The organism is Xanthobacter sp. BG11Y11_SDJG (assembly GCF_057364445.1).
Genome location: NZ_JBNFNU010000045.1, coordinates 1 through 17,096, shown reverse-complemented (window position 1 = coordinate 17,096; position 17,096 = coordinate 1). Strand labels below are relative to the sequence as shown.

Genomic DNA, 17,096 nt, shown 5'->3' with positions numbered 1-17,096 from the left:
CGTGAAGCCCGGAACGTGAGGCCCGGACCGGGCGCCGCGCGCGCCGCCGATCCGTGGCCTTCCCTCCGCCCCGCTCCCTGGCGCCATCGGCCGGTCCCCGGACCCGCGCATGCCTACCCGGCCGCGATGATCGCACAGGTTGAAAGGGAATGCGTACGCCCGCCGCGGCAAGCGGCCGCCCGGCGGCCCTGCAGCCATATGCCTGCCGCCGTGCCTGTGCTACAGGGGCGACCCGCGACCAGCCCCAGGGCCCCGCCGTCCGGGCATCCCGCCCCGCACGGCCCGCGCCGCACATCCGTCGTTTTTCCGAGAGGTTTTCCGAGCCGCCATGTCGCAGATCGTGACCCGCTTCGCCCCTCCCCCACGGGCTTCCTCCATATCGGCGGCGCGCGGACGGCCTTGTTCAACTGGCTCTATGCCCGCCACACCGGCGGCAAGATGCTGCTGCGGATCGAGGACACCGACCGCCAGCGCTCCACCAAGGAGGCCATCGACGCCATCATCGAGGGCCTGGACTGGCTCGGCATCACCTGGGACGCGAGCCGATCTACCAGTTCGCCCGCGCCGAGCGGCACCGCCAGGCGGTGGAGGAGATGCTGGCCAAGGGCAACGCCTATCGCTGTTGGGCGACCCCCCAGGAGCTGGACGAGATGCGCGAACTGGCCCGCAAGGAGGGCCGGCCGCCGCGCTATGACGGGCGCTGGCGCGACCGCGACCCGGCCGAGGGGCCGAAGGACCGCGCCCCGGTGATCCGCCTGCGCGCGCCGCAGGCGGGCGAGACCGTGATCGAGGATCTGGTGCAGGGCACCGTCACCTTCCCCAACAAGGACCTGGACGACCTGGTGCTGCTGCGCTCGGACGGCACGCCCACTTACATGCTGGCGGTGGTGGTGGACGACCACGACATGGGCGTCACCCACGTCATCCGCGGCGACGACCACCTCACCAATGCCGCGCGCCAGACCCAGATCTACCGCGCGCTCGGCTGGGACGTGCCGCAGATGGCGCACATCCCGCTGATCCACGGGCCGGACGGGGCGAAGCTGTCCAAGCGCCACGGGGCGCTCGGCGTCGATGCCTATCGCGACATGGGCTATCTGCCGGCGGCGCTGCGCAACTATCTGGTGCGCCTCGGCTGGAGCCATGGCGACCAGGAGGTGTTCTCCACCCAGGAGATGATCGACTATTTCGACCTCGACAAGGTGGGCCGCTCGGCGGCGCGCTTCGACTTCCAGAAGCTCGAGAACCTCAACGGCCAGTACATGCGCGCCGCGTCCGATGCCGACCTCCTGGCGGCCATCGACGCGCTGGTGCCGCATCTGCCGGATGCCGCCCACCGCCTCGCCCGCATGAGCGAGGCGCGCCGCGCCCAGCTCGCCGCCGCCATGCCAGGGCTGAAGGAGCGGGCGAAGACGGTGGTCGAGCTTCTGGACAATGCCGAGTTCATCTTCCTCGAGCGGCCGATCCCGCTGGACGAGAAGGCCGCCGCTTTGCTCTCGGCCGACGGCCGGGCGCATCTCGGCCGGCTCCTGCCGTTGCTGGAGGCGGCCGAGTGGAGCGCGGCCGCCACCGAGGCGGCGGTGCGCCAGTATGCGGAGGCCGCGGGCGTGAAGCTCGGCGCGGTCGCCCAGCCGCTGCGCGGCCGCGCTCACCGGCACGAGCACCTCGCCGCCGATCTCGACGTGCTGATGGTGCTGGGCCGCGACGAGAGCCTCGCCCGCCTCAGGGACCAGGCGGGGTGAGCGACCAGGGCGAGGGCGCCCCGGCGCAGGACCCTCCCGACCGCGAGCCGGACTTGGATCTGGACCTCAGGGGCCTGAAATGCCCCCTGCCCGTGCTCCACGCCCGCAAGGCGCTCGCCGGTCTGCCGCCGGGGGGGCGGGTGCGGCTCGTGTGCACCGATCCCATGACGGCCATCGACATTCCCCATTTCGTCCAGGAAAGCGGGAACGTGCTGGAGCGCCGCGAGCGCGCCGGCGACACGCTGATCTTCGTGCTGCGCCGCGCGGGGTGACGCCTGTCACCGCCGTCGCCCCCGGCTTGCCGCCGAGCGAAGACCTGCCCCCAAACGAAAACGGCGGGGCCAGAGGCCCCGCCGTCTTGCATCGGACCGAAACGATCCGCGATCAGCGCTTCGAGAACTGGAACGAACGGCGGGCCTTGGCGCGGCCGTACTTCTTGCGCTCGACCACGCGGCTGTCGCGGGTCAGGAAGCCGCCCTTCTTCAGGGGAGTGCGCAGCTCGGGCTCGTAATAGGTGAGCGCGCGCGAGATGCCGTGGCGCAGCGCGCCGGCCTGGCCGGAGAGGCCACCGCCGGACACCGTGCACACCACGTCGTACTGGCCCTCGCGGGCGGCGGCCTGGAACGGCTGGTTGATCATCAGGCGCAGCACCGGACGGGCGAAATACACCTCGATGTCGCGCTCGTTGACGGTGATCTTGCCGGTGCCGGGGCGCACCCACACGCGGGCGACCGCGTCCTTGCGCTTGCCGGTGGCGTAGGCGCGGCCGAACTTGTCCAGCTTCTGGACATGGACGGGGGCCTCCTGGCCGACGCTGCCGAGAGCGGCGCCCTTGGCACCCGCGAGCGCGTCGAGGGACTGAAGAATCTCGGCCATGTTCAGTTCCTCACGTTCTTGCGGTTGAGCGCCGCCACGTCGAGGGCGACCGGCTGCTGGGCCTCGTGCGGATGGGTCGGGCCCTTGTAGACGCGCAGGTTGCCCATGATCTTGCGGCCGAGCGGGCCGCGGGCGAGCATGCGCTCCACCGCCTTCTCGATCACGCGCTCGGGGAAGCGCCCCTCGAGGATGAACTTCGCGGTGCGTTCCTTGATGCCGCCCGGGAAGCCGGTGTGGTGGTAATAGACCTTCTGGTCCTTCTTGCGGCCCGTGAGCACCGCCTTCTCCGCGTTCACCACGACGACATTGTCGCCGCAGTCCACGTGGGGGGTGTAGATGGGCAAATGCTTGCCCTTCAGGCGCATGGCGATGATGGTCGCGAGCCGGCCGACCACGAGGCCGCTGGCGTCGATCACCACCCACTTCTTCTCGATTTCGGCGGGCTTGGCCGAATACGTCTTCATGGGGATCATCCGAATAAGAAGGCCGGGCGCGAGGGCACCCGGCGATGGAACAGGCTTCTAACGGAGGCTCCGCGCAACGTCAACGCGACGCGCCCTGAAATAACAGCGTATTTTCATATGGTTATGAAAATGTGTTATAACACCGTTCAATTTCATGAAAACCGCAGCGCGTTACGCTCGCAGTTCCTGCCGTCCTATCTCGTTACCGTCCTTCGGCGCCGAGCGTGCCCATCGTCTTCAGCCAGCGCGCGCGGCCGCCCTCCCCCAGGCCCTCGACGCCCCCCACCACGCTGGTGCGCACCGGCGCGATGCCGACGAGGCCGAGGATGTTGCGCTTCAGGATCGCCACCCCCGCCGACAGGAACCAGAGCCGGAACGCCAGCGCCGGCATGCCCATGGTCACCACGATCCGCGCCGTGCGTCCCTTGAGCAAAGGCTGCGGGAAGCCTTTGCCGTCCGCGGCATAGGCATAAGCGAAGCCGGGCCGCATGAGCTGCTCCAGAAACCCCTTGAGCAGCGCAGGCATGGTGCCGAGCCAGAGCGGGAAGAAGATCGCCACGTGCCGCGCCTCCAGGAGCGCGCCGCGGGCCTCCGCCAGTTCCAGCGGGGCCTCGCCGCTCAGGAAGTCCGCCTGCGAGCGCAAGAGCGGAAAGTCGAGCTGCGCCGCGTCGATGACGATCACCCGGTGGCCAGCCGCGCGGGCGCCATCGGCATAGGCCTGCGCCAGCGCATGGCAGAAGTGCCCGCCCGCAGGATCCGGATGGCCCTGGACGACGAGGATGGTGCCGACGGTTTCCTGGGGTTCGGACATGGAGGGTTCGGACATGGCGCTCGGTCTCCCTGCCGTCTCTATGCTGCAATGCGGCATGCGCCGCCTTGCGCCAGATCAGGCCGGGCGCCGGCGCCTACCGGTCTTCCCAGCGCGGCGCGCGCTTTTCCAGCACCGCCGCAATGCCCTCGTCGGCGTCGCGGGCCAGCATGTTCTGCGTCATCACCCGGCTGGCATAGGCATAGGCATCGTCGAGGCCCATCTCCATCTGCGCATAGAAGGCCTCCTTGCCGAGCGTCACCGGCACCGTGGACTTGGCGGCGATGCGCCGGGCCAGCTCCTGTGCCGCGCCGAGCGCCGTGCCCTCCGGCACCACCCGGTTGACGAGGCCCATGCGGTGCGCCTCCGGCGCCTCCACCCACTCGCCCAGCAGCAGCATCTCCAGCGCGTGCTTGCGGCCGAGATTGCGCGAGAGCGCCACCATGGGCGTGTGGCAGAACAGGCCGATATTGACGCCCGGCGTGCAGAAGCGCGCCTTCTCGCCGGCCACGGCAAGATCGCAGCTCGCAACGAGCTGGCAGCCGGCGGCGGTCGCCATGCCCTCCACCGCCGCGATCACCGGCTGCGGCAGGCGCACGATGGCGGTCATCAGCGCCGAGCAGCGCGCGAGCACCTCGGCGAAATAGGCGCGGCCGCGATCGGCATCGCCCCGGTGCGCCTGGATCTCCTTGAGGTCGTGCCCGGCGGAGAAGACCGGCCCGTCCGCCGCCAGCACCACCGCGCGCACGCTCTTGTCCGCCGCGATGCCGGCGAGCGCCGAGGAGAGCGCCGCCATCATCGCCTCGGACAGGCTGTTGCGCGCCTGCGGGCGGGCGAGCGTCAGCGTGCACACGCCGCCGGCGACCGCGCTCGTGAGCACGGCGGCGGCGCCGTCATTGGCGGCGGGGTGAAGGGTCATGGGGCTTCCTTCCGGGTCCTGACGGCGCGCGCGGCTCGCCGCGGCGCATTGACGTTTTCGCCGCCCATCTTATTCAGGTCGCGCGCCGGGCGCGAGCGGGCGCCGGCACGGGAGAGCGGACCATGGGATCGGGGACGGTGATGACGGCGGCGGAGCTCGAGGACTTCCTGAGGGAGGTGTTCCCCCAGGCCTTCGGCCCGTCCCGTCCGCACCACGTGGTGGCGCTCGGCCACCGCACCGCCACCATCCGCCTGGACGCCGACGACGAGCACCTGCGCCCCGGCGGCACGGTCTCCGGCCCGGCGCTGATGGCGCTCTCGGACGTCGCGGTCTATGCGGCCCTGCTCGGGCAGATCGGCAGGGTGGCGCTGGCGGTCACCACCAACCTCTCCATCAACTTCCTGCGCAAGCCGGCGCCGGGTCCGGTGTTCGCGGATGCGCGCATCATCAAGCTCGGCAAGCGCCTCGCGGTGGGCGACGTGGCGCTGCGCGGCGCCGGCAGCGAGGATCTGGTGGCGCACTGCGTCGCCACCTATTCCATCCCCGACAAGAGGTAGCCGGGCGCGGATGCGTCCGCGGCGGGATTGACGGCGGGGCGCCGCTCGCTTAACGGCTGCGCCTCCCCTCGAACCCTTCAAAAGAGCCGCCGCGCCCCATGGCCGAGACCGCCGAGAAGTCGCCCCGCATCTCCTTCGTCTCGCTGGGCTGCCCGAAGGCGCTGGTGGACAGCGAGCGCATCGTCACGCGCCTGCGCGCCGAGGGCTACGAGCTGACGCGCACCCACCAGGGCGCCGATCTCGTCATCGTGAACACCTGCGGCTTCCTCGACAGCGCCAAGCAGGAGAGCCTCTCGGCCATCGGCGACGCCCTCGCCGAGAACGGTCGCGTGGTCGTCACCGGCTGCATGGGCGCCGAGCCCGAGGACATCCTCAAGGCCCATCCGAGCGTGCTCGCCATCACCGGCCCGCAGCAATATGAGAGCGTGCTGGCGGCGGTGCACCAGGCGGTGCCGCCCCGGCACGACCCGTTCCTCGACCTCGTTCCCGACCAGGGGATCAAGCTCACCCCGCGCCACTACGCCTATCTCAAGATTTCCGAGGGCTGCTCCAACCGCTGCACCTTCTGCATCATCCCCAAGCTGCGCGGCGACCTGGTCTCGCGCGGCCGGCGAGGTGCTGCGCGAGGCGGAGAAGCTGGTGAAGGCGGGGGTGAAGGAACTGCTGGTCATCTCGCAGGACACCTCCGCCTACGGCCAGGACATCCGCTACGCGCCGAGCCCCTGGGGCGACACGGAGGTGGCGGCGCGCTTCGTCGACCTCTCCCGCGCCCTGGGCGATCTCGGCGCCTGGGTGCGGCTGCACTATGTCTACCCTTATCCGCACGTCGACCCGATCATGGCGCTGATGGCGGAAGGCAAGGTGCTGCCCTATCTCGACATCCCCTTCCAGCATGCGAGCCCGAGCGTGCTCCGGCGCATGAAGCGCCCGGCCTCGCAGGAGAAGACGCTGGCGCGCATCCAGGCGTGGCGTCAGGCGGTGCCGGACCTGACCGTCCGCTCCACCTTCATCGTCGGCTTCCCGGGCGAGACCGAGGCCGAGTTCCAGGAGCTTCTGGACTTCCTGGAGGAAGCGCAGATCGACCGCGCCGGCTGCTTCAAGTTCGAGCCGGTGCGCGGCGCCGAGGCCAATGCGCTGGCCGATCCGGTGCCCGACGCGGTGAAGGCCGAGCGCCACGACCGCTTCATGCGCGCCCAGCAGGCCATCTCCGCCCGCCGCCTGAAGAAGAAGGTGGGCACCCGCCAGCAGGTCATCATCGACCAGGTGACGCCGGGCGGCGGCATCGGCCGCACCAAGGGCGACGCGCCGGAGATCGACGGCACCGTGAAGGTCGCCGCCCGCCGCCCGCTGCGGGTGGGCGAGATCGCCACCGTCAAGATCGAGGCCGCCGGCGCCTACGACCTCGCCGGCACCGCGGTCGGCTTCTGAGCGGCGCCCGCCGCCCTATTTCTCCGCGAACAGCAGCGCGAGACGGGTCATGAGCGGTTCGTCGGTCATGTCGAGGCGCAGCGGCGTCACCGAGATGCGGCCCTCGTCGAGGGCGCGCAGGTCCGAGCCGGGGGCGGTGTCGAAGATGCGGCGCTCGAACGCGATCCAGTAATAGGGATTGTTGCGCCCGTCGCGCCGCGCGTCGATGCGCATCAGCTTCTGGTCGCGCTTGCCCTGGAAGGTCGCGGCGATGCCGGTGATCTCGTCCGGCCCGCGGTCCGGGAAGTTCACGTTCATGACGATGCCGGGCGGGATGCCTTCCTTCAGAAGCCGGCGGATCAGGTCCGGCGCATGGGTCTCGGCGGTGATGAAGCTGGGATTCTCCCGGCTCTTGATGCCGAAGGCCTGCGACAGCGCGATGGAGGGGATGCCGAGGATCGTGCCCTCGATGGCCCCGGCCACCGTTCCGGAATAGCTCACGTCCTCGGCGATGTTCTGGCCGCGATTGACGCCGGAGAGCACCAGATCGGGCGGGTTCTCAAACATCATGTGGCGCACCGCCATGATCACGCAGTCGGTGGGCGTGCCCTTCACCGCGAAGCGGCGCTCGTCCACCTGCCGCAGGCGCAGCGGATCGGAGAGCGAAAGCGAGTGGGCGACGCCCGACTGGTCGAACTCGGGCGCCACCACCCACACGTCGTCCGAGAGCCCGGCGGCGATCCGGGCGCAGGCGTCGAGGCCCGGCGCGTGAATGCCGTCGTCGTTGGTGACAAGGATGCGCATGGGTGCGGTCTCGGCTCTCGTGCGGGGAAACGGGCCCGCCAGGCGGGCCATGCAGGAATGCGGTGCATGAATAGGGCCTGGGAGCGAGGGCGCCAAGCCGCAATGCTCAGAGCGTGCCGCCGCGCCATCTGCCGCTGGGGAAATTCCCGCGGATCGTAACGGCCGCCCTGCGCCCTGCGCCGTTTACGAAGCCTCAACCATGTTGAGGTCTGCTGCAGCCTTGCGGCATGCCGCCGCGAATCGAGGCAGTCGGCCGATGGCGCAGGACATGGCTCGCCAGAGCACGTACGCGTTCAGCGGAGCGCGCCGGGTCCGCCCCTCCGCGCGGCCGCGGCCTGGGCCGGCCTCGCGGTGGCGGCTGTGCTGGCGCTGTTTTCCACTGCGCTTCACCGCCTCCAGCCGAGTGGAATTCGAGGTCGGCGCCGAGCCGCCGGCCGTCGTCACCCGCGGCATGGCGCAACTGATCGCCTCGCGCGAGATGGCGCACGACTCCTTGCAGAAGCTCGATGCCGCCGACGTGGCGCGGCTTTTCCGCCGGCGGCACGCTGGTGGCCGCCACCCCGGATTTCCGCGCGGCCGCCGCACGCGCCGCCTGGCGCCTCATGGAGAACATGGAGGTGCAGCCCGAGCGCGGCGGCCGGGCGCTGGAGATTTCGGTCTCGGCGCCGAGCGCGGCGCTCGCCGCGCGCATCGCCAATGCCTATGTCTCGGCGCTGCTCGATCTCCAGCCTCGGCCCGCGCCCAGGCGGAGGCCGAGGCGCAGGGATTCGCGCTGCCGGTGATGCGACGCGGGCCCTCCGCCGCCTTGCCGATGCTGCCCGATCCGCCACGACCGGTGCTCCTGGTGCTGCTGTTCGGCGGCCTTGCGGCGCTCATCCTCACGCGCCACATGCGCCGGCGCCCCGCGCCCGTGGGCCAGGTGGAACCGGACGATCTGCCGCGCGAGCTGGAGGGCGAGATCCGCGTGCAATGGCTCGATGCCGGCGAGGACCGCGGGCTCGACGCCGCCGCCGCGGTCGACCGGCTGATCGATGCGATGCCCGCCGCCGGCGGCACCGGGCAGGTCACGCTCCTGACCTCCGACGACTGGCCCGAGGCCTCCGCACGGTGCGCCGTGGAACTGGCGCGGCGGCTGGCCGAAGACGCGCGCGTCGCGCTGATCGCCCTCGACGGCAGCGCCGGGGAATTGGGCGCCCTGGTCTCCGATCCGCGCGCCCGGGGGTCAGCGAGCTGTTGTTCGGCGTCGCGGGATTCGGCGAGACCATCCATCGCGATTCCCAGTCCCGCGCCCATGTCATCCCGCCGGGCCGCGACGCCCGTGGCGGGCCGGGCATGGTGGGGGCGGAGCGCCTCGTTCTGGTGCTCGGCGCCCTGCGCCAGACCTACGACCATGTGGTCGTGGCGGCTCCGAGCCTTGCCGGCAGCCGCGGCGCGGATCGCCTCGCCCAGCTCGATCCGCTGCTGGTCTGCATCCATGGCGAGGACTTGCCCGCCACCGCCGCGGTGGAGGGCTTCGACGCCATCGCCGCGCGCAGCTTCAAGCAGGTCGCCATGCTCTGCCTGTCTGGCCGCGCCTTCGATCCGCCCGAGGCCGTGGCCGATCCGGACACGCTGGCGCCGCCCAGCATCGATGCGCAGGACCAGCCCCAGCCTCCGGCCGGCGAACCCGAAGCCGAGGCGCCGCGGCGCAAGCGCAAGGGCCGCAAGGCCGGCCAGCTGCCGTTGCCGCTCGCCGGCGCCGCCTGAGCCGGCTCCTCAGGCGCGGCGGTCGGGCCGTTCCATCCACCAGATGAGCGCCCCGGCCGGGATCACCCACAAGGTGCCGAGGAGCACGTAGCAGACCGTCTGCAGCGCCCAGTGCAGCTCGGTGACGCGCCCCTGGGCGATGGCCATGGCGCCGAGCGCCCAGACCACCACCAAGGCCAGCATGAGGACCGTGCCGATGAACTTGCGCAAACGCTGGGGCATCAAGACCTCTCATTGACCGCGCGGCGCGCGCCCCCGGCGGGGGCGACACTCCATCCCTTGCGCCGCGCGCTTGCCCTCTATAACGGAACCTGCGGGAGGGCTTAAGAACGGGGGCCGGAGAAGCCGAGAATGTCGCAGGCGGTTTCGAGTACGGACACCGGCGCGCCGCGCGCGCTCGCCCCGGTCCGCATCTGGCTCTATGCGGTGGCGGCGCTGATCGTCGCCATGATCGTGGTTGGTGGCGCGACCCGGCTCACCGAATCCGGCCTCTCCATCACCGAATGGAAGCCCGTCACCGGCGCCCTGCCCCCCATGTCCCAGGCCGACTGGCAGGCCGAGTTCGACAAGTACAAGACCATTCCGCAATACGAAATCCTCAACAAGGGCATGGGCCTTGAAGATTTCAAGCGGATCTACTGGTGGGAATGGGGCCACCGTCTGCTGGGCCGGCTGATCGGCCTCGCCTTCTTCCTGCCCTTCCTGTGGTTCGCCTGGCGCGGCCTGCTGCGTGGTCGGCTCCTGGCGCAGACCTTCGGCCTGTTCCTCCTGGGCGGGCTTCAGGGCGCCATCGGCTGGTGGATGGTGGCTTCGGGGCTGACCGAACGAACGTCCGTGAGCCAGTACCGCCTCGCGGTGCACCTCACCCTCGCCTGCCTCATCCTCGCAGCCGTGGTCGCCGTCGCCCGGTCCATCTCCGGCGCCGTGCGGGTTCAGGCGGCAGTGCGCCAGCGCGCGCTGGCCTGGGCGCTGCTGGTCCTGGTGCTGGTGCAGATTTTCGCCGGCGGCCTGGTGGCCGGGCTCGATGCCGGCATGGCCTACAACACCTGGCCGCTCATGGACGGACGCCTCGTGCCGCCGCTGGAGCAATTGGCGGCGACCCATCCATTCTGGCGCAACCTGTTCGAGAACGCGCTCACGGTGCAGTTCAACCACCGCATGATCGCCTATGCGCTCTGGGCGCTGGCCCTCGGCGCGGCCCTCGCCGGCCGGGACCTGCCCGCGCCGGCCGCCGGACGGGGTTGGCTGCTGTTCGCGGCCGTGACGGCGCAGGCGGCGCTCGGCATCCTCACCCTGGTCCACCAGGTACCGATGGATCTGGCCCTGGCGCACCAGTTCGGCGCCGCGGTGGTGCTGATCCTCGCCACCTTCAACGTCTACGGCCTCGCGGCCGCCGGCGAACGCTCCCCTCAGCCGGCCCTCGCGCCGGGGTGAGCGGAGCAGCTGCTCAGCGCAGCAGCATCGCCACCGCCGGGGCCACCAGCACATTGAACAGCCCGGCGAGCACCATGACGAGGCCGGCGACCGAGCCCTCCTCGCCGCCGATCTGGTGCGCCTTGGCGACCCCCGCGCCATGGGCGCCCATGCCCAGCAGCGCGCCGCGCGCCAGAGACGAGCGCAGCGGCATCGCCTTCATCACCACCTCCCCCAAGGCCGCGCCGCAGATGCCGGTGGCGATCACGAACACCGCCGCAAGGTCCGGCGCGCCGCCGATGTCCTGGGCGATGGCGACCGCGAACGGCGTCGAGGTGGAGCGCAGCATCAGGCTGAGTTGGAGCTGCTGCGACAGGCCCATGAGGTCCGCCAGCACGAAGGCGGTGGACATGGAAAGCGCCGAGCCCACCATCACGCCCACCGCCAGAACCGGCCAGTGGCGGCGGATCAGCGCCCGCTGCTCGTAGATGGGAATGGCGAAGGCGACGGTGGCGGGTCCCATCATCAGCACCAGCCAATGGGTGCCGCGGATATAGTCCGCATAGCCGGTATGAAGGCTCAAAGCGACCGCGCCGACGCCCAGCGGCGTGGTCAGCAAGGGCGATGTCCACCAGGCCCGCCAGCGCCGGTGCGCCAGCCGCGCCAAAGCATAGGCGCCAATGGTGACCGCCGACCAGAACACGGCGGCCAGCAGCGGGTCACGCAGCATGGCGCCCTCCCCGCATGCGCCAGCGCCAGGCAAGATCGACCGCGAAGGCGGTGCCGCCCATGACCATGACCGTGCCGGCGAGGATCACCCCCGCCACCTTCAGGCCGACGAGACCCATCAGTTCGCGGTGGTCGAGGATCGCCATCACGGCGGGGACGAAGAACAGCAGCATCTCCGCCAGCAGCCAGCCGGCGCCGCGCCGCACCGCGATCGGCCGCACCCGGCCGGTGGCGAGAAGAGCGAGCACCAGGAGCATGCCGACAATGCCACCGGGAAGCGGCAGTCCGGACACCCGCACGATGCCTTCGCCCAGGCCCCAGAACACCGCCAGGACACCGATCTGCGCGACCATGCTGCGATGCAGCATGTGCCGCATGTTGCGCAGCATGAGGTGCAGCATTCCCGACTGCCCCGGCCGAGAGACAGCCGGAAAACGCTGGTTCGGAGCGGTGTGACTTGGCTTGGTGGAACGAATGCCGAAACGCATGGCGCGGCACCTCCTGTGCCCTCGGTCGTTTTGTACCGCGCACCGCAACATGATGAAAATGAATTGACTGAATTCTGTTCATTCCATATCAGCATAGACATGGAACTGCGCACGCTCCGGGCTTTCGTCGAGGTGGTGCGGCAAGGCGGCTTTTCCGCCGCCGGCAAGGCGCTCAACGCCACCCAGCCCACAATCTCCAAGGCGGTGAAGCAGCTGGAGGACGAACTCGGCGTGCCGCTGCTCGACCGCATCGGCCATCGCAGCCAGCTGACCGCGGCCGGCGAGATCGCCTATCGACGCGCGCTGGCGCTGCTGGCGGAGCGCGAGGCGTTGATCGCCGAACTCGACGAATTGCGCGGCCTCCGGCGCGGCAGCCTCCGACTCGGCCTGCCGCCGCTCGGCGCCAGCACTCTGTTCGCGCCGCTGTTCGCCATCTACCGGGCGCGCTATCCGGGGGTGGAGATCCGCCTCACGGAGCACGGCTCGGCGCGGCTCGAGGAGATGCTCCACGACGGCGACCTGGAACTGGCCGGCGCGCTGCTGCCGGCCAAGGAGGGGTTCGCCGCCCAGCCGGTGCGGCTGGAGCCGCTGATGGCGGTGCTGCCGCAGGCGCACCCCCTCGCGGGCGCGACGCACACGGGCCTCGCCGCGCTGAAGGCCTCGCCTTTCATCCTGTTCGAGAGCGGCTTCGCGCTCAACAAGGTGCTGGAGGACGCCTGCGCCCGCAACGGCTTCGCGCCCCAGGTGGCGGCGCGCAGCGGGCAGACCGACTTCATCGTCGAACTGGTGGGGGCGGGCCTCGGCATCGCCTTCCTGCCCGCCACCATCGCCCGCCAGCGGGCGACGCCGGCGGTGGCACTGGTCCGGCTCGACGAGCCGGGGACGCAATGGCACATGGCCCTGGTCTGGCGGCAGGGCGGCTATCTCTCCCACGCCGCCAGGGCCTGGCTCGACCTCGCCCGCGAGGTCTACGGGCCGCAGGGCGCCTGAGTCCTCAGACCTTGGCGAGCGCCTGGTCGAGATCGCCGATGATGTCGGCCGCGTCCTCGATGCCGATGGACAGGCGCACCACGTCCGGCCCGGCACCGGCGACGGTCTTCGCCTCGTCGGAGAGCTGGCGGTGCGTGGTGGAGGCCGGGTGGATGATGAGCGAGCGCGTATCGCCGATATTGGCGAGGTGCGAGAACAGCTCGACATTGGACACCAGCCCGACGCCCGCCTCGTAGCCGCCCTTCAGCCCGAAGGTGAACACCGCGCCGGCGCCCTTCGGCAGATACGTCTTTGCCAGCGCGTGGTAGCGGTCGCCGGCAAGGCCTGGATAGCTCACCCAGGCGACCTTCGGATGCGCGGCAAGATACTCCGCCACCTTCTGCGCGTTCTCGGAGTGCTTCGCCATGCGCAGCGCCAGCGTCTCGATGCCGGTGAGGATCAGGAAGGCGTTGAAGGGCGAGAGCGCCGGCCCGAGATCGCGCAGGCCCAGCACTCGGCAGGCTATGGCGAAGGCGAAATTGCCGAAGGTCTCCGCCAGCACCATGCCGGAATATTCCGGGCGCGGCTTGGACAGGAAGGGATAGCGGTCGGTGGCCATCCAGTCGAAGGTGCCGGCGTCCACGATCACGCCGCCGATGGAATTGCCATGGCCGCCCAGGAACTTGGTGGCTGAGTGCACGACGATGTCGGCGCCGTCCTTGATCGGCTGCCACAGATAGGGCGTCGCCAAAGTGTTGTCGACGATCAGCGGCACGCCCGCTTTCTTGGCGATGGCGGAAATCGCCGCCACGTCGGTCACCACGCCGCCGGGATTGGCGATGCTCTCGATGAAGATGGCCTTGGTCTTCGGCGTGATGGCGCGCTCGAAGGACGAGATGTCGTCCGGATCGGCCCAGGCGACGTTCCAGCCATAGCTCTTGAAGGAGTGTGTGAACTGGTTGATGGAGCCGCCATAGAGCTTGCGCGAGGCGACGAACTCGTCGCCCGGCGTGAGCAGCGTGTGGAACACCAGATGCTGCGCCGCATGGCCGGAGGCCACGGCGAGGGCCGCCGTGCCGCCCTCGAGCGCGGCGACGCGCTCCTCCAGCACCGCATTGGTAGGGTTGGTGATGCGGGTATAGATGTTGCCGAAGCTCTGCAGGCCGAACAGCGAGGCCGCGTGGTTCACGTCGTCGAACACGAAGGACGTGGTCTGGTAGATGGGCGTCGCCCGCGCGCCCGTGGTCGGGTCGGGCTGGGCGCCCGCATGGATGGCCAGGGTGGCAAATCCGGGTTCGCGCTCGCTCATGGGTATTCTCCCCTTTCGGCTTTCGGCCGTCTGCCTGTTCTTAGGGCAGTTGTGATTTGAATTAAATAGCGAAATTCATCTGCTATTTTGGGCCCGACGTCCCGCGCGAGATGGACAGGCGCTGCACGCCGCCGCCGAGCAGCTTGGGGCGGCGGGCCGAGATGGTGCGGGAGTTCACCCCGGTCCAGCCGATCTCGCCGGACAGGCGGCCATATTCGATCTTCGGGCAGCGGTTCATCACCACCTGCATCCCGGCGGCCTCGGCGCGCGCGGCGGCCTCGTCGTTGCGCACGCCGAGCTGCATCCAGATCACCTTGGGCAGGGGGACGAGGGCCAGCACCTCGTCCAGCACCGCGGGCACGTGCTCCGGCGCGCGGAACACGTCCACCATGTCGATGGGCTCGGGGATGTCCTTGAGCGTGCCGAAGAAGGTGAGGCCCGCCACCTCCTTGCCCGCCTGCCCCGGATTGACCGGGAACACCCGGTAGCCGCGCTCGGCGAGATACTTCATCACGAAATAGGAGGGCCGCGCCGCATTGGCGCTGGCGCCGACGATGGCAATGGTGGAGACGCCTTCGAGGACGGAGCGGATATAGGCGTCGTCGTAGCGGTCGTGGTCCATGGCCGTCTCCTTCCCGCGCCGGGCCGCGCCCGGCGCCGAGCTATAGCACCCCGGCGGGGCTCAAGGCTTCGCCTTGGCGAACAGGGTGAAGAAGTTGCGCGTGGTCAGGGCGCCAATCTCCTCCAGGCTCACGCCGCGCGCCGCCGCCAGGGCCTTGGCGGTCTCGCGCACGAACGCCGGCTCGTTGCGCTTGCCGCGATGGGGCGTCGGGGCGAGGAAGGGCGCATCGGTTTCCACCAGCAGCCGGTCCGCCGGCAGGCCGGCGGCGATGGCGCGCAGGTCCTCGCTCTTCTTGAACGTGATGACGCCGGAGAAGGAGACATAGCCGCCGAGCGCCACGGCGCGTGCCGCGAGGTCCGCCCCACCGGTGAAGCAATGCAGAAGGAACGGGAAGGCGCCGGCCGCGCTCTCCTCCTCCAGGATCGCCGCCATGTCGGCGTCGGCCTCGCGCGAATGGATGACCAGCGGCAGCCCGGTCGCGCGGGCGGCGGCGATATGGGTGCGGAACCCCTTCTCCTGCGCGTCGCGCGGGCTGGTGTCGTAGTGATAGTCGAGCCCCGCCTCGCCGATGGCCACCACCTTGGGATGGGCCGAGAGGCGCACGAGGTCGTCCGCGGTCACGTCCGGCTCTTCCGCCGCCTGATGGGGGTGGGTGCCCACCGAGCAGAAGACGGTGTCGAACCGCTCGGCGATGGCGCGGATCTCGTCGAACCGCTTCACCCGCGTCGAGATGGTCACGAGGTGGGACACCCCGGCGGCATGGGCGCGGGCCACCACGTCGGGCAGCTCGGCGGCGAAGTCGGGAAAGTCGAGATGGCAATGGCTGTCGACGAGCATGGGCGCAGGGTGATCGCAAAGGGGAAGGGCGCAAGCCGGCATCGGCCGCCGGACGTCGGCCTTCACATAAGCGCATCGCCGCGCCGCGGCAACGCCGCGGCCCTGGCCCGTACCCGGCGTTCCGCGCGCACCCTGCGGGCGCGGGTCGCGGGCACCGGCCTTCCGCCGAAGGTGGACTTGGCCCGGCGCGCCAGGGGCGCATACCGGGCGGACCTTCCTGCGCGCCGCTCAGGCCCCGATCGATCTCCCAGGACCGACCATGCCCGGCCCCTCCCCCGCCCCCGTCTTCCGCCCCGTCTTCGCGCGCCTCGCCGAGCACACGCCGGCCTGGACCGCGGCGGTGGTGGTGGTCGCGGTGGCGCTGATCGCCTGGAGCGCGCAGCTCACCATCCCGGTGGAGCCGGTGCCGATCACGCTCCAAAGCTATGCGGTGCTGGCGCTCGGCGCGCTGCTCGGCGCGCGCCTCGCCTTCCTGGCGCTGGTCGCCTATGTGGGCCTCGGCCTCAGCGGCCTGCATCTGTTCGCCGGCGGCCGCACCGGCGTCGAGGTGCTGCTCGGCCCGTCGGGCGGCTTCCTCATCGGCTTCATAGCCGCCGCGGTGCTGGTGGGCTGGCTCCAGGAGAGCTGGGCCAGGATGAACATCCTGCGGCTGTTCGGCGCCATCCTCGTCGGCCATGCGGTGATCATGGCGCTGGGCGCGGGCTGGCTCGCCTGGCAGAAGGGCCTCGCCTTCGCCATCGACAAGGGCACCCTGCCCTTCCTGCCCGGCGCGGTCATCAAGTCCATCGCCGTGCTCGCCACCGTGATCGTTGTGGAGCGCCTCGCCGGGACCCCGCGCGCTCGCTAGCTGAGGTCAGACCCAGCCCAGCCGGCCGAGGAACGCCGCAACCCGCGCGCGCATCGCCGCCATGTGGGTGAACAGGCACACATGCTCGCCGCCGGGGATGGTCATCAGTTCCACCGATGCGTCGGCCGCCGCCAGCCGCGCGGCGTGGGCGAACGGCACCACCCGGTCCGCCAGGCCATGGACCGCCAGAACCGGCACGCCCACCGGCCCCTGCGGATGCGCGGCAAGGCCGGCGAAGGTGTCGACGTCGTTCTGTGTCCCCGGCAGGCGCGCCGCGGCCCGATGGAGCACGCTCTCTTGGAGCGCGCGCATCAGCGGCCCGGCCTCGGGATCGGCGAGGGTGCGCCGGCATTGGTCCGCATCGAGGATCGAGGCACGGGCCGCCTTTTCCGGCTGGCGGGCGGCCACCCACCCCATCAGCGGCAGCAGGCCGGGGACGCGCGCCATCGCTCTGAGCATGGGCAGGCGCGCGCGCACCCGCGCCGGCACGTCGAGCCGGCCGGTGCAGGCGGACACCAGCACCAGGCCACGGCACAACCGCCTGCGGATGGGCGCCGGG

General features: G+C 70.7%; 18 protein-coding genes and 3 pseudogenes. 9 read left to right on the top strand and 12 right to left on the bottom strand.

The window, feature by feature from the left end:
- Positions 1-126: 126 nt before the first annotated feature.
- Positions 127-1,742, top strand: a pseudogene (gene gltX / locus AC2W7M_RS06735) (glutamate--tRNA ligase).
- Positions 1,739-2,014, top strand: coding sequence for a sulfurtransferase TusA family protein (locus AC2W7M_RS06730; protein WP_486131111.1), 276 nt, complete (start codon positions 1,739-1,741; stop codon positions 2,012-2,014). The pseudogene gltX and the gene AC2W7M_RS06730 overlap by 4 nt, the downstream one beginning before the upstream one ends.
- Before the next feature lie 112 nt (positions 2,015-2,126).
- On the opposite strand, the gene rpsI is transcribed toward AC2W7M_RS06730, so the two are convergent.
- The 4 genes from rpsI to AC2W7M_RS06710 form a co-directional block, all read right to left on the bottom strand.
- Positions 2,127-2,618, bottom strand: a complete 492-nt coding sequence (gene rpsI / locus AC2W7M_RS06725) for a 30S ribosomal protein S9 (protein WP_486131109.1) — start codon at positions 2,616-2,618, stop codon at positions 2,127-2,129.
- 2 nt (positions 2,619-2,620) lie between these two features.
- Positions 2,621-3,082 (bottom strand): 50S ribosomal protein L13, encoded by a 462-nt coding sequence (gene rplM, locus AC2W7M_RS06720; protein ID WP_486131107.1) that lies wholly within the window; start codon positions 3,080-3,082, stop codon positions 2,621-2,623.
- Positions 3,083-3,284: 202 nt separating this feature from the next.
- The gene (locus AC2W7M_RS06715) at positions 3,285-3,908 is read right to left on the bottom strand and encodes an NAD(P)H-dependent oxidoreductase (RefSeq protein ID WP_486131105.1); all 624 of its coding nucleotides are present in this window, start codon (positions 3,906-3,908) and stop codon (positions 3,285-3,287) included.
- Between the two features lie 79 nt (positions 3,909-3,987).
- Positions 3,988-4,809, bottom strand: a complete 822-nt coding sequence (locus tag AC2W7M_RS06710) for an enoyl-CoA hydratase (protein ID WP_486131103.1) — start codon at positions 4,807-4,809, stop codon at positions 3,988-3,990.
- A 122-nt stretch (positions 4,810-4,931) separates the two neighbouring features.
- On the opposite strand from AC2W7M_RS06710, the gene AC2W7M_RS06705 reads away from it, so the two are divergent.
- Positions 4,932-5,366: a PaaI family thioesterase gene (locus AC2W7M_RS06705; protein ID WP_486131101.1), complete on the top strand. Its 435-nt coding sequence runs from the start codon at positions 4,932-4,934 to the stop codon at positions 5,364-5,366.
- Between the two features lie 98 nt (positions 5,367-5,464).
- A pseudogene (gene rimO / locus AC2W7M_RS06700) lies at positions 5,465-6,794 on the top strand (30S ribosomal protein S12 methylthiotransferase RimO).
- A gap of 15 nt (positions 6,795-6,809) precedes the next feature.
- Here the strand turns inward: rimO and surE are convergent.
- Complete coding sequence (gene surE / locus AC2W7M_RS06695) at positions 6,810-7,577, bottom strand: 5'/3'-nucleotidase SurE (protein WP_486131099.1); 768 nt, start codon at positions 7,575-7,577, stop codon at positions 6,810-6,812.
- Between the two features lie 506 nt (positions 7,578-8,083).
- Between surE and AC2W7M_RS06690 the strand changes: the two genes are divergently transcribed.
- Both AC2W7M_RS06690 and AC2W7M_RS06685 read left to right on the top strand, forming a co-directional pair.
- Positions 8,084-8,359 (top strand): hypothetical protein, encoded by a 276-nt coding sequence (locus tag AC2W7M_RS06690; RefSeq protein WP_486131097.1) that lies wholly within the window; start codon positions 8,084-8,086, stop codon positions 8,357-8,359.
- A gap of 451 nt (positions 8,360-8,810) precedes the next feature.
- The gene (locus tag AC2W7M_RS06685) at positions 8,811-9,323 is read left to right on the top strand and encodes a hypothetical protein (RefSeq protein WP_486131095.1); all 513 of its coding nucleotides are present in this window, start codon (positions 8,811-8,813) and stop codon (positions 9,321-9,323) included.
- Positions 9,324-9,332: 9 nt separating this feature from the next.
- On the opposite strand, the gene AC2W7M_RS06680 is transcribed toward AC2W7M_RS06685, so the two are convergent.
- The gene (locus tag AC2W7M_RS06680; RefSeq protein ID WP_486131093.1) at positions 9,333-9,545 is read right to left on the bottom strand and encodes a DUF2842 domain-containing protein; all 213 of its coding nucleotides are present in this window, start codon (positions 9,543-9,545) and stop codon (positions 9,333-9,335) included.
- Between the two features lie 129 nt (positions 9,546-9,674).
- Between AC2W7M_RS06680 and AC2W7M_RS06675 the strand changes: the two genes are divergently transcribed.
- Positions 9,675-10,757, top strand: coding sequence for a COX15/CtaA family protein (locus AC2W7M_RS06675; protein WP_486131091.1), 1,083 nt, complete (start codon positions 9,675-9,677; stop codon positions 10,755-10,757).
- Positions 10,758-10,770: 13 nt separating this feature from the next.
- Here the strand turns inward: AC2W7M_RS06675 and AC2W7M_RS06670 are convergent, their stop codons facing one another.
- A complete protein-coding gene (locus AC2W7M_RS06670; protein WP_486131089.1) occupies positions 10,771-11,466 on the bottom strand; it encodes an LrgB family protein in 696 nt (231 codons plus the stop codon).
- Positions 11,456-11,866 carry a CidA/LrgA family protein gene (locus tag AC2W7M_RS06665; RefSeq protein ID WP_486131087.1) on the bottom strand — a complete coding sequence of 137 codons (411 nt, stop codon included), beginning with the start codon at positions 11,864-11,866 and terminating at the stop codon, positions 11,456-11,458. The genes AC2W7M_RS06670 and AC2W7M_RS06665 overlap by 11 nt, the downstream gene beginning before the upstream one ends.
- 186 nt (positions 11,867-12,052) lie before the next feature.
- Between AC2W7M_RS06665 and AC2W7M_RS06660 the strand changes: the two genes are divergently transcribed.
- Positions 12,053-12,943, top strand: a complete 891-nt coding sequence (locus AC2W7M_RS06660) for a LysR family transcriptional regulator (RefSeq protein ID WP_486131085.1) — start codon at positions 12,053-12,055, stop codon at positions 12,941-12,943.
- A gap of 4 nt (positions 12,944-12,947) precedes the next feature.
- On the opposite strand, the gene AC2W7M_RS06655 is transcribed toward AC2W7M_RS06660, so the two are convergent.
- The 3 genes from AC2W7M_RS06655 to AC2W7M_RS06645 all read right to left on the bottom strand — a co-directional run bounded on the left by AC2W7M_RS06655 (position 12,948) and on the right by AC2W7M_RS06645 (position 15,690).
- A complete protein-coding gene (locus AC2W7M_RS06655) occupies positions 12,948-14,231 on the bottom strand; it encodes an O-acetylhomoserine aminocarboxypropyltransferase (protein WP_486131083.1) in 1,284 nt (427 codons plus the stop codon).
- Between the two features lie 82 nt (positions 14,232-14,313).
- Positions 14,314-14,853 carry a CoA-binding protein gene (locus AC2W7M_RS06650; RefSeq protein ID WP_486131081.1) on the bottom strand — a complete coding sequence of 180 codons (540 nt, stop codon included), beginning with the start codon at positions 14,851-14,853 and terminating at the stop codon, positions 14,314-14,316.
- 60 nt (positions 14,854-14,913) lie between these two features.
- Positions 14,914-15,690: a TatD family hydrolase gene (locus AC2W7M_RS06645; RefSeq protein WP_486131079.1), complete on the bottom strand. Its 777-nt coding sequence runs from the start codon at positions 15,688-15,690 to the stop codon at positions 14,914-14,916.
- Between the two features lie 259 nt (positions 15,691-15,949).
- Between AC2W7M_RS06645 and AC2W7M_RS06640 the strand changes: the two genes are divergently transcribed.
- Positions 15,950-16,537, top strand: coding sequence for a biotin transporter BioY (locus AC2W7M_RS06640; RefSeq protein ID WP_486131077.1), 588 nt, complete (start codon positions 15,950-15,952; stop codon positions 16,535-16,537).
- 6 nt (positions 16,538-16,543) lie between these two features.
- Here AC2W7M_RS06640 and AC2W7M_RS06635 read toward each other — a convergent pair.
- Positions 16,544-17,096 (bottom strand): annotated as a pseudogene (locus AC2W7M_RS06635) (alpha/beta fold hydrolase); the annotation flags it as partial.

Coding starts and splice junctions, on each gene's coding strand:
- AC2W7M_RS06690 (WP_486131097.1), top strand. CDS start 8,084: ATGCCGCCGACGTGGCGCGGCTTTTCCGCCGGCGGCACGCTGGTGGCC.
- AC2W7M_RS06705 (WP_486131101.1), top strand. CDS start 4,932: ATGGGATCGGGGACGGTGATGACGGCGGCGGAGCTCGAGGACTTCCTG.
- AC2W7M_RS06660 (WP_486131085.1), top strand. CDS start 12,053: ATGGAACTGCGCACGCTCCGGGCTTTCGTCGAGGTGGTGCGGCAAGGC.
- AC2W7M_RS06715 (WP_486131105.1), bottom strand. CDS start 3,908: ATGTCCGAACCCTCCATGTCCGAACCCCAGGAAACCGTCGGCACCATC.
- AC2W7M_RS06670 (WP_486131089.1), bottom strand. CDS start 11,466: ATGCTGCGTGACCCGCTGCTGGCCGCCGTGTTCTGGTCGGCGGTCACC.
- AC2W7M_RS06680 (WP_486131093.1), bottom strand. CDS start 9,545: ATGCCCCAGCGTTTGCGCAAGTTCATCGGCACGGTCCTCATGCTGGCC.
- AC2W7M_RS06655 (WP_486131083.1), bottom strand. CDS start 14,231: ATGAGCGAGCGCGAACCCGGATTTGCCACCCTGGCCATCCATGCGGGC.
- rplM (WP_486131107.1), bottom strand. CDS start 3,082: ATGAAGACGTATTCGGCCAAGCCCGCCGAAATCGAGAAGAAGTGGGTG.
- AC2W7M_RS06675 (WP_486131091.1), top strand. CDS start 9,675: ATGTCGCAGGCGGTTTCGAGTACGGACACCGGCGCGCCGCGCGCGCTC.
- AC2W7M_RS06710 (WP_486131103.1), bottom strand. CDS start 4,809: ATGACCCTTCACCCCGCCGCCAATGACGGCGCCGCCGCCGTGCTCACG.
- AC2W7M_RS06645 (WP_486131079.1), bottom strand. CDS start 15,690: ATGCTCGTCGACAGCCATTGCCATCTCGACTTTCCCGACTTCGCCGCC.
- rpsI (WP_486131109.1), bottom strand. CDS start 2,618: ATGGCCGAGATTCTTCAGTCCCTCGACGCGCTCGCGGGTGCCAAGGGC.
- surE (WP_486131099.1), bottom strand. CDS start 7,577: ATGCGCATCCTTGTCACCAACGACGACGGCATTCACGCGCCGGGCCTC.
- AC2W7M_RS06640 (WP_486131077.1), top strand. CDS start 15,950: ATGCCCGGCCCCTCCCCCGCCCCCGTCTTCCGCCCCGTCTTCGCGCGC.
- AC2W7M_RS06665 (WP_486131087.1), bottom strand. CDS start 11,866: ATGCTGCACCTCATGCTGCGCAACATGCGGCACATGCTGCATCGCAGC.
- AC2W7M_RS06650 (WP_486131081.1), bottom strand. CDS start 14,853: ATGGACCACGACCGCTACGACGACGCCTATATCCGCTCCGTCCTCGAA.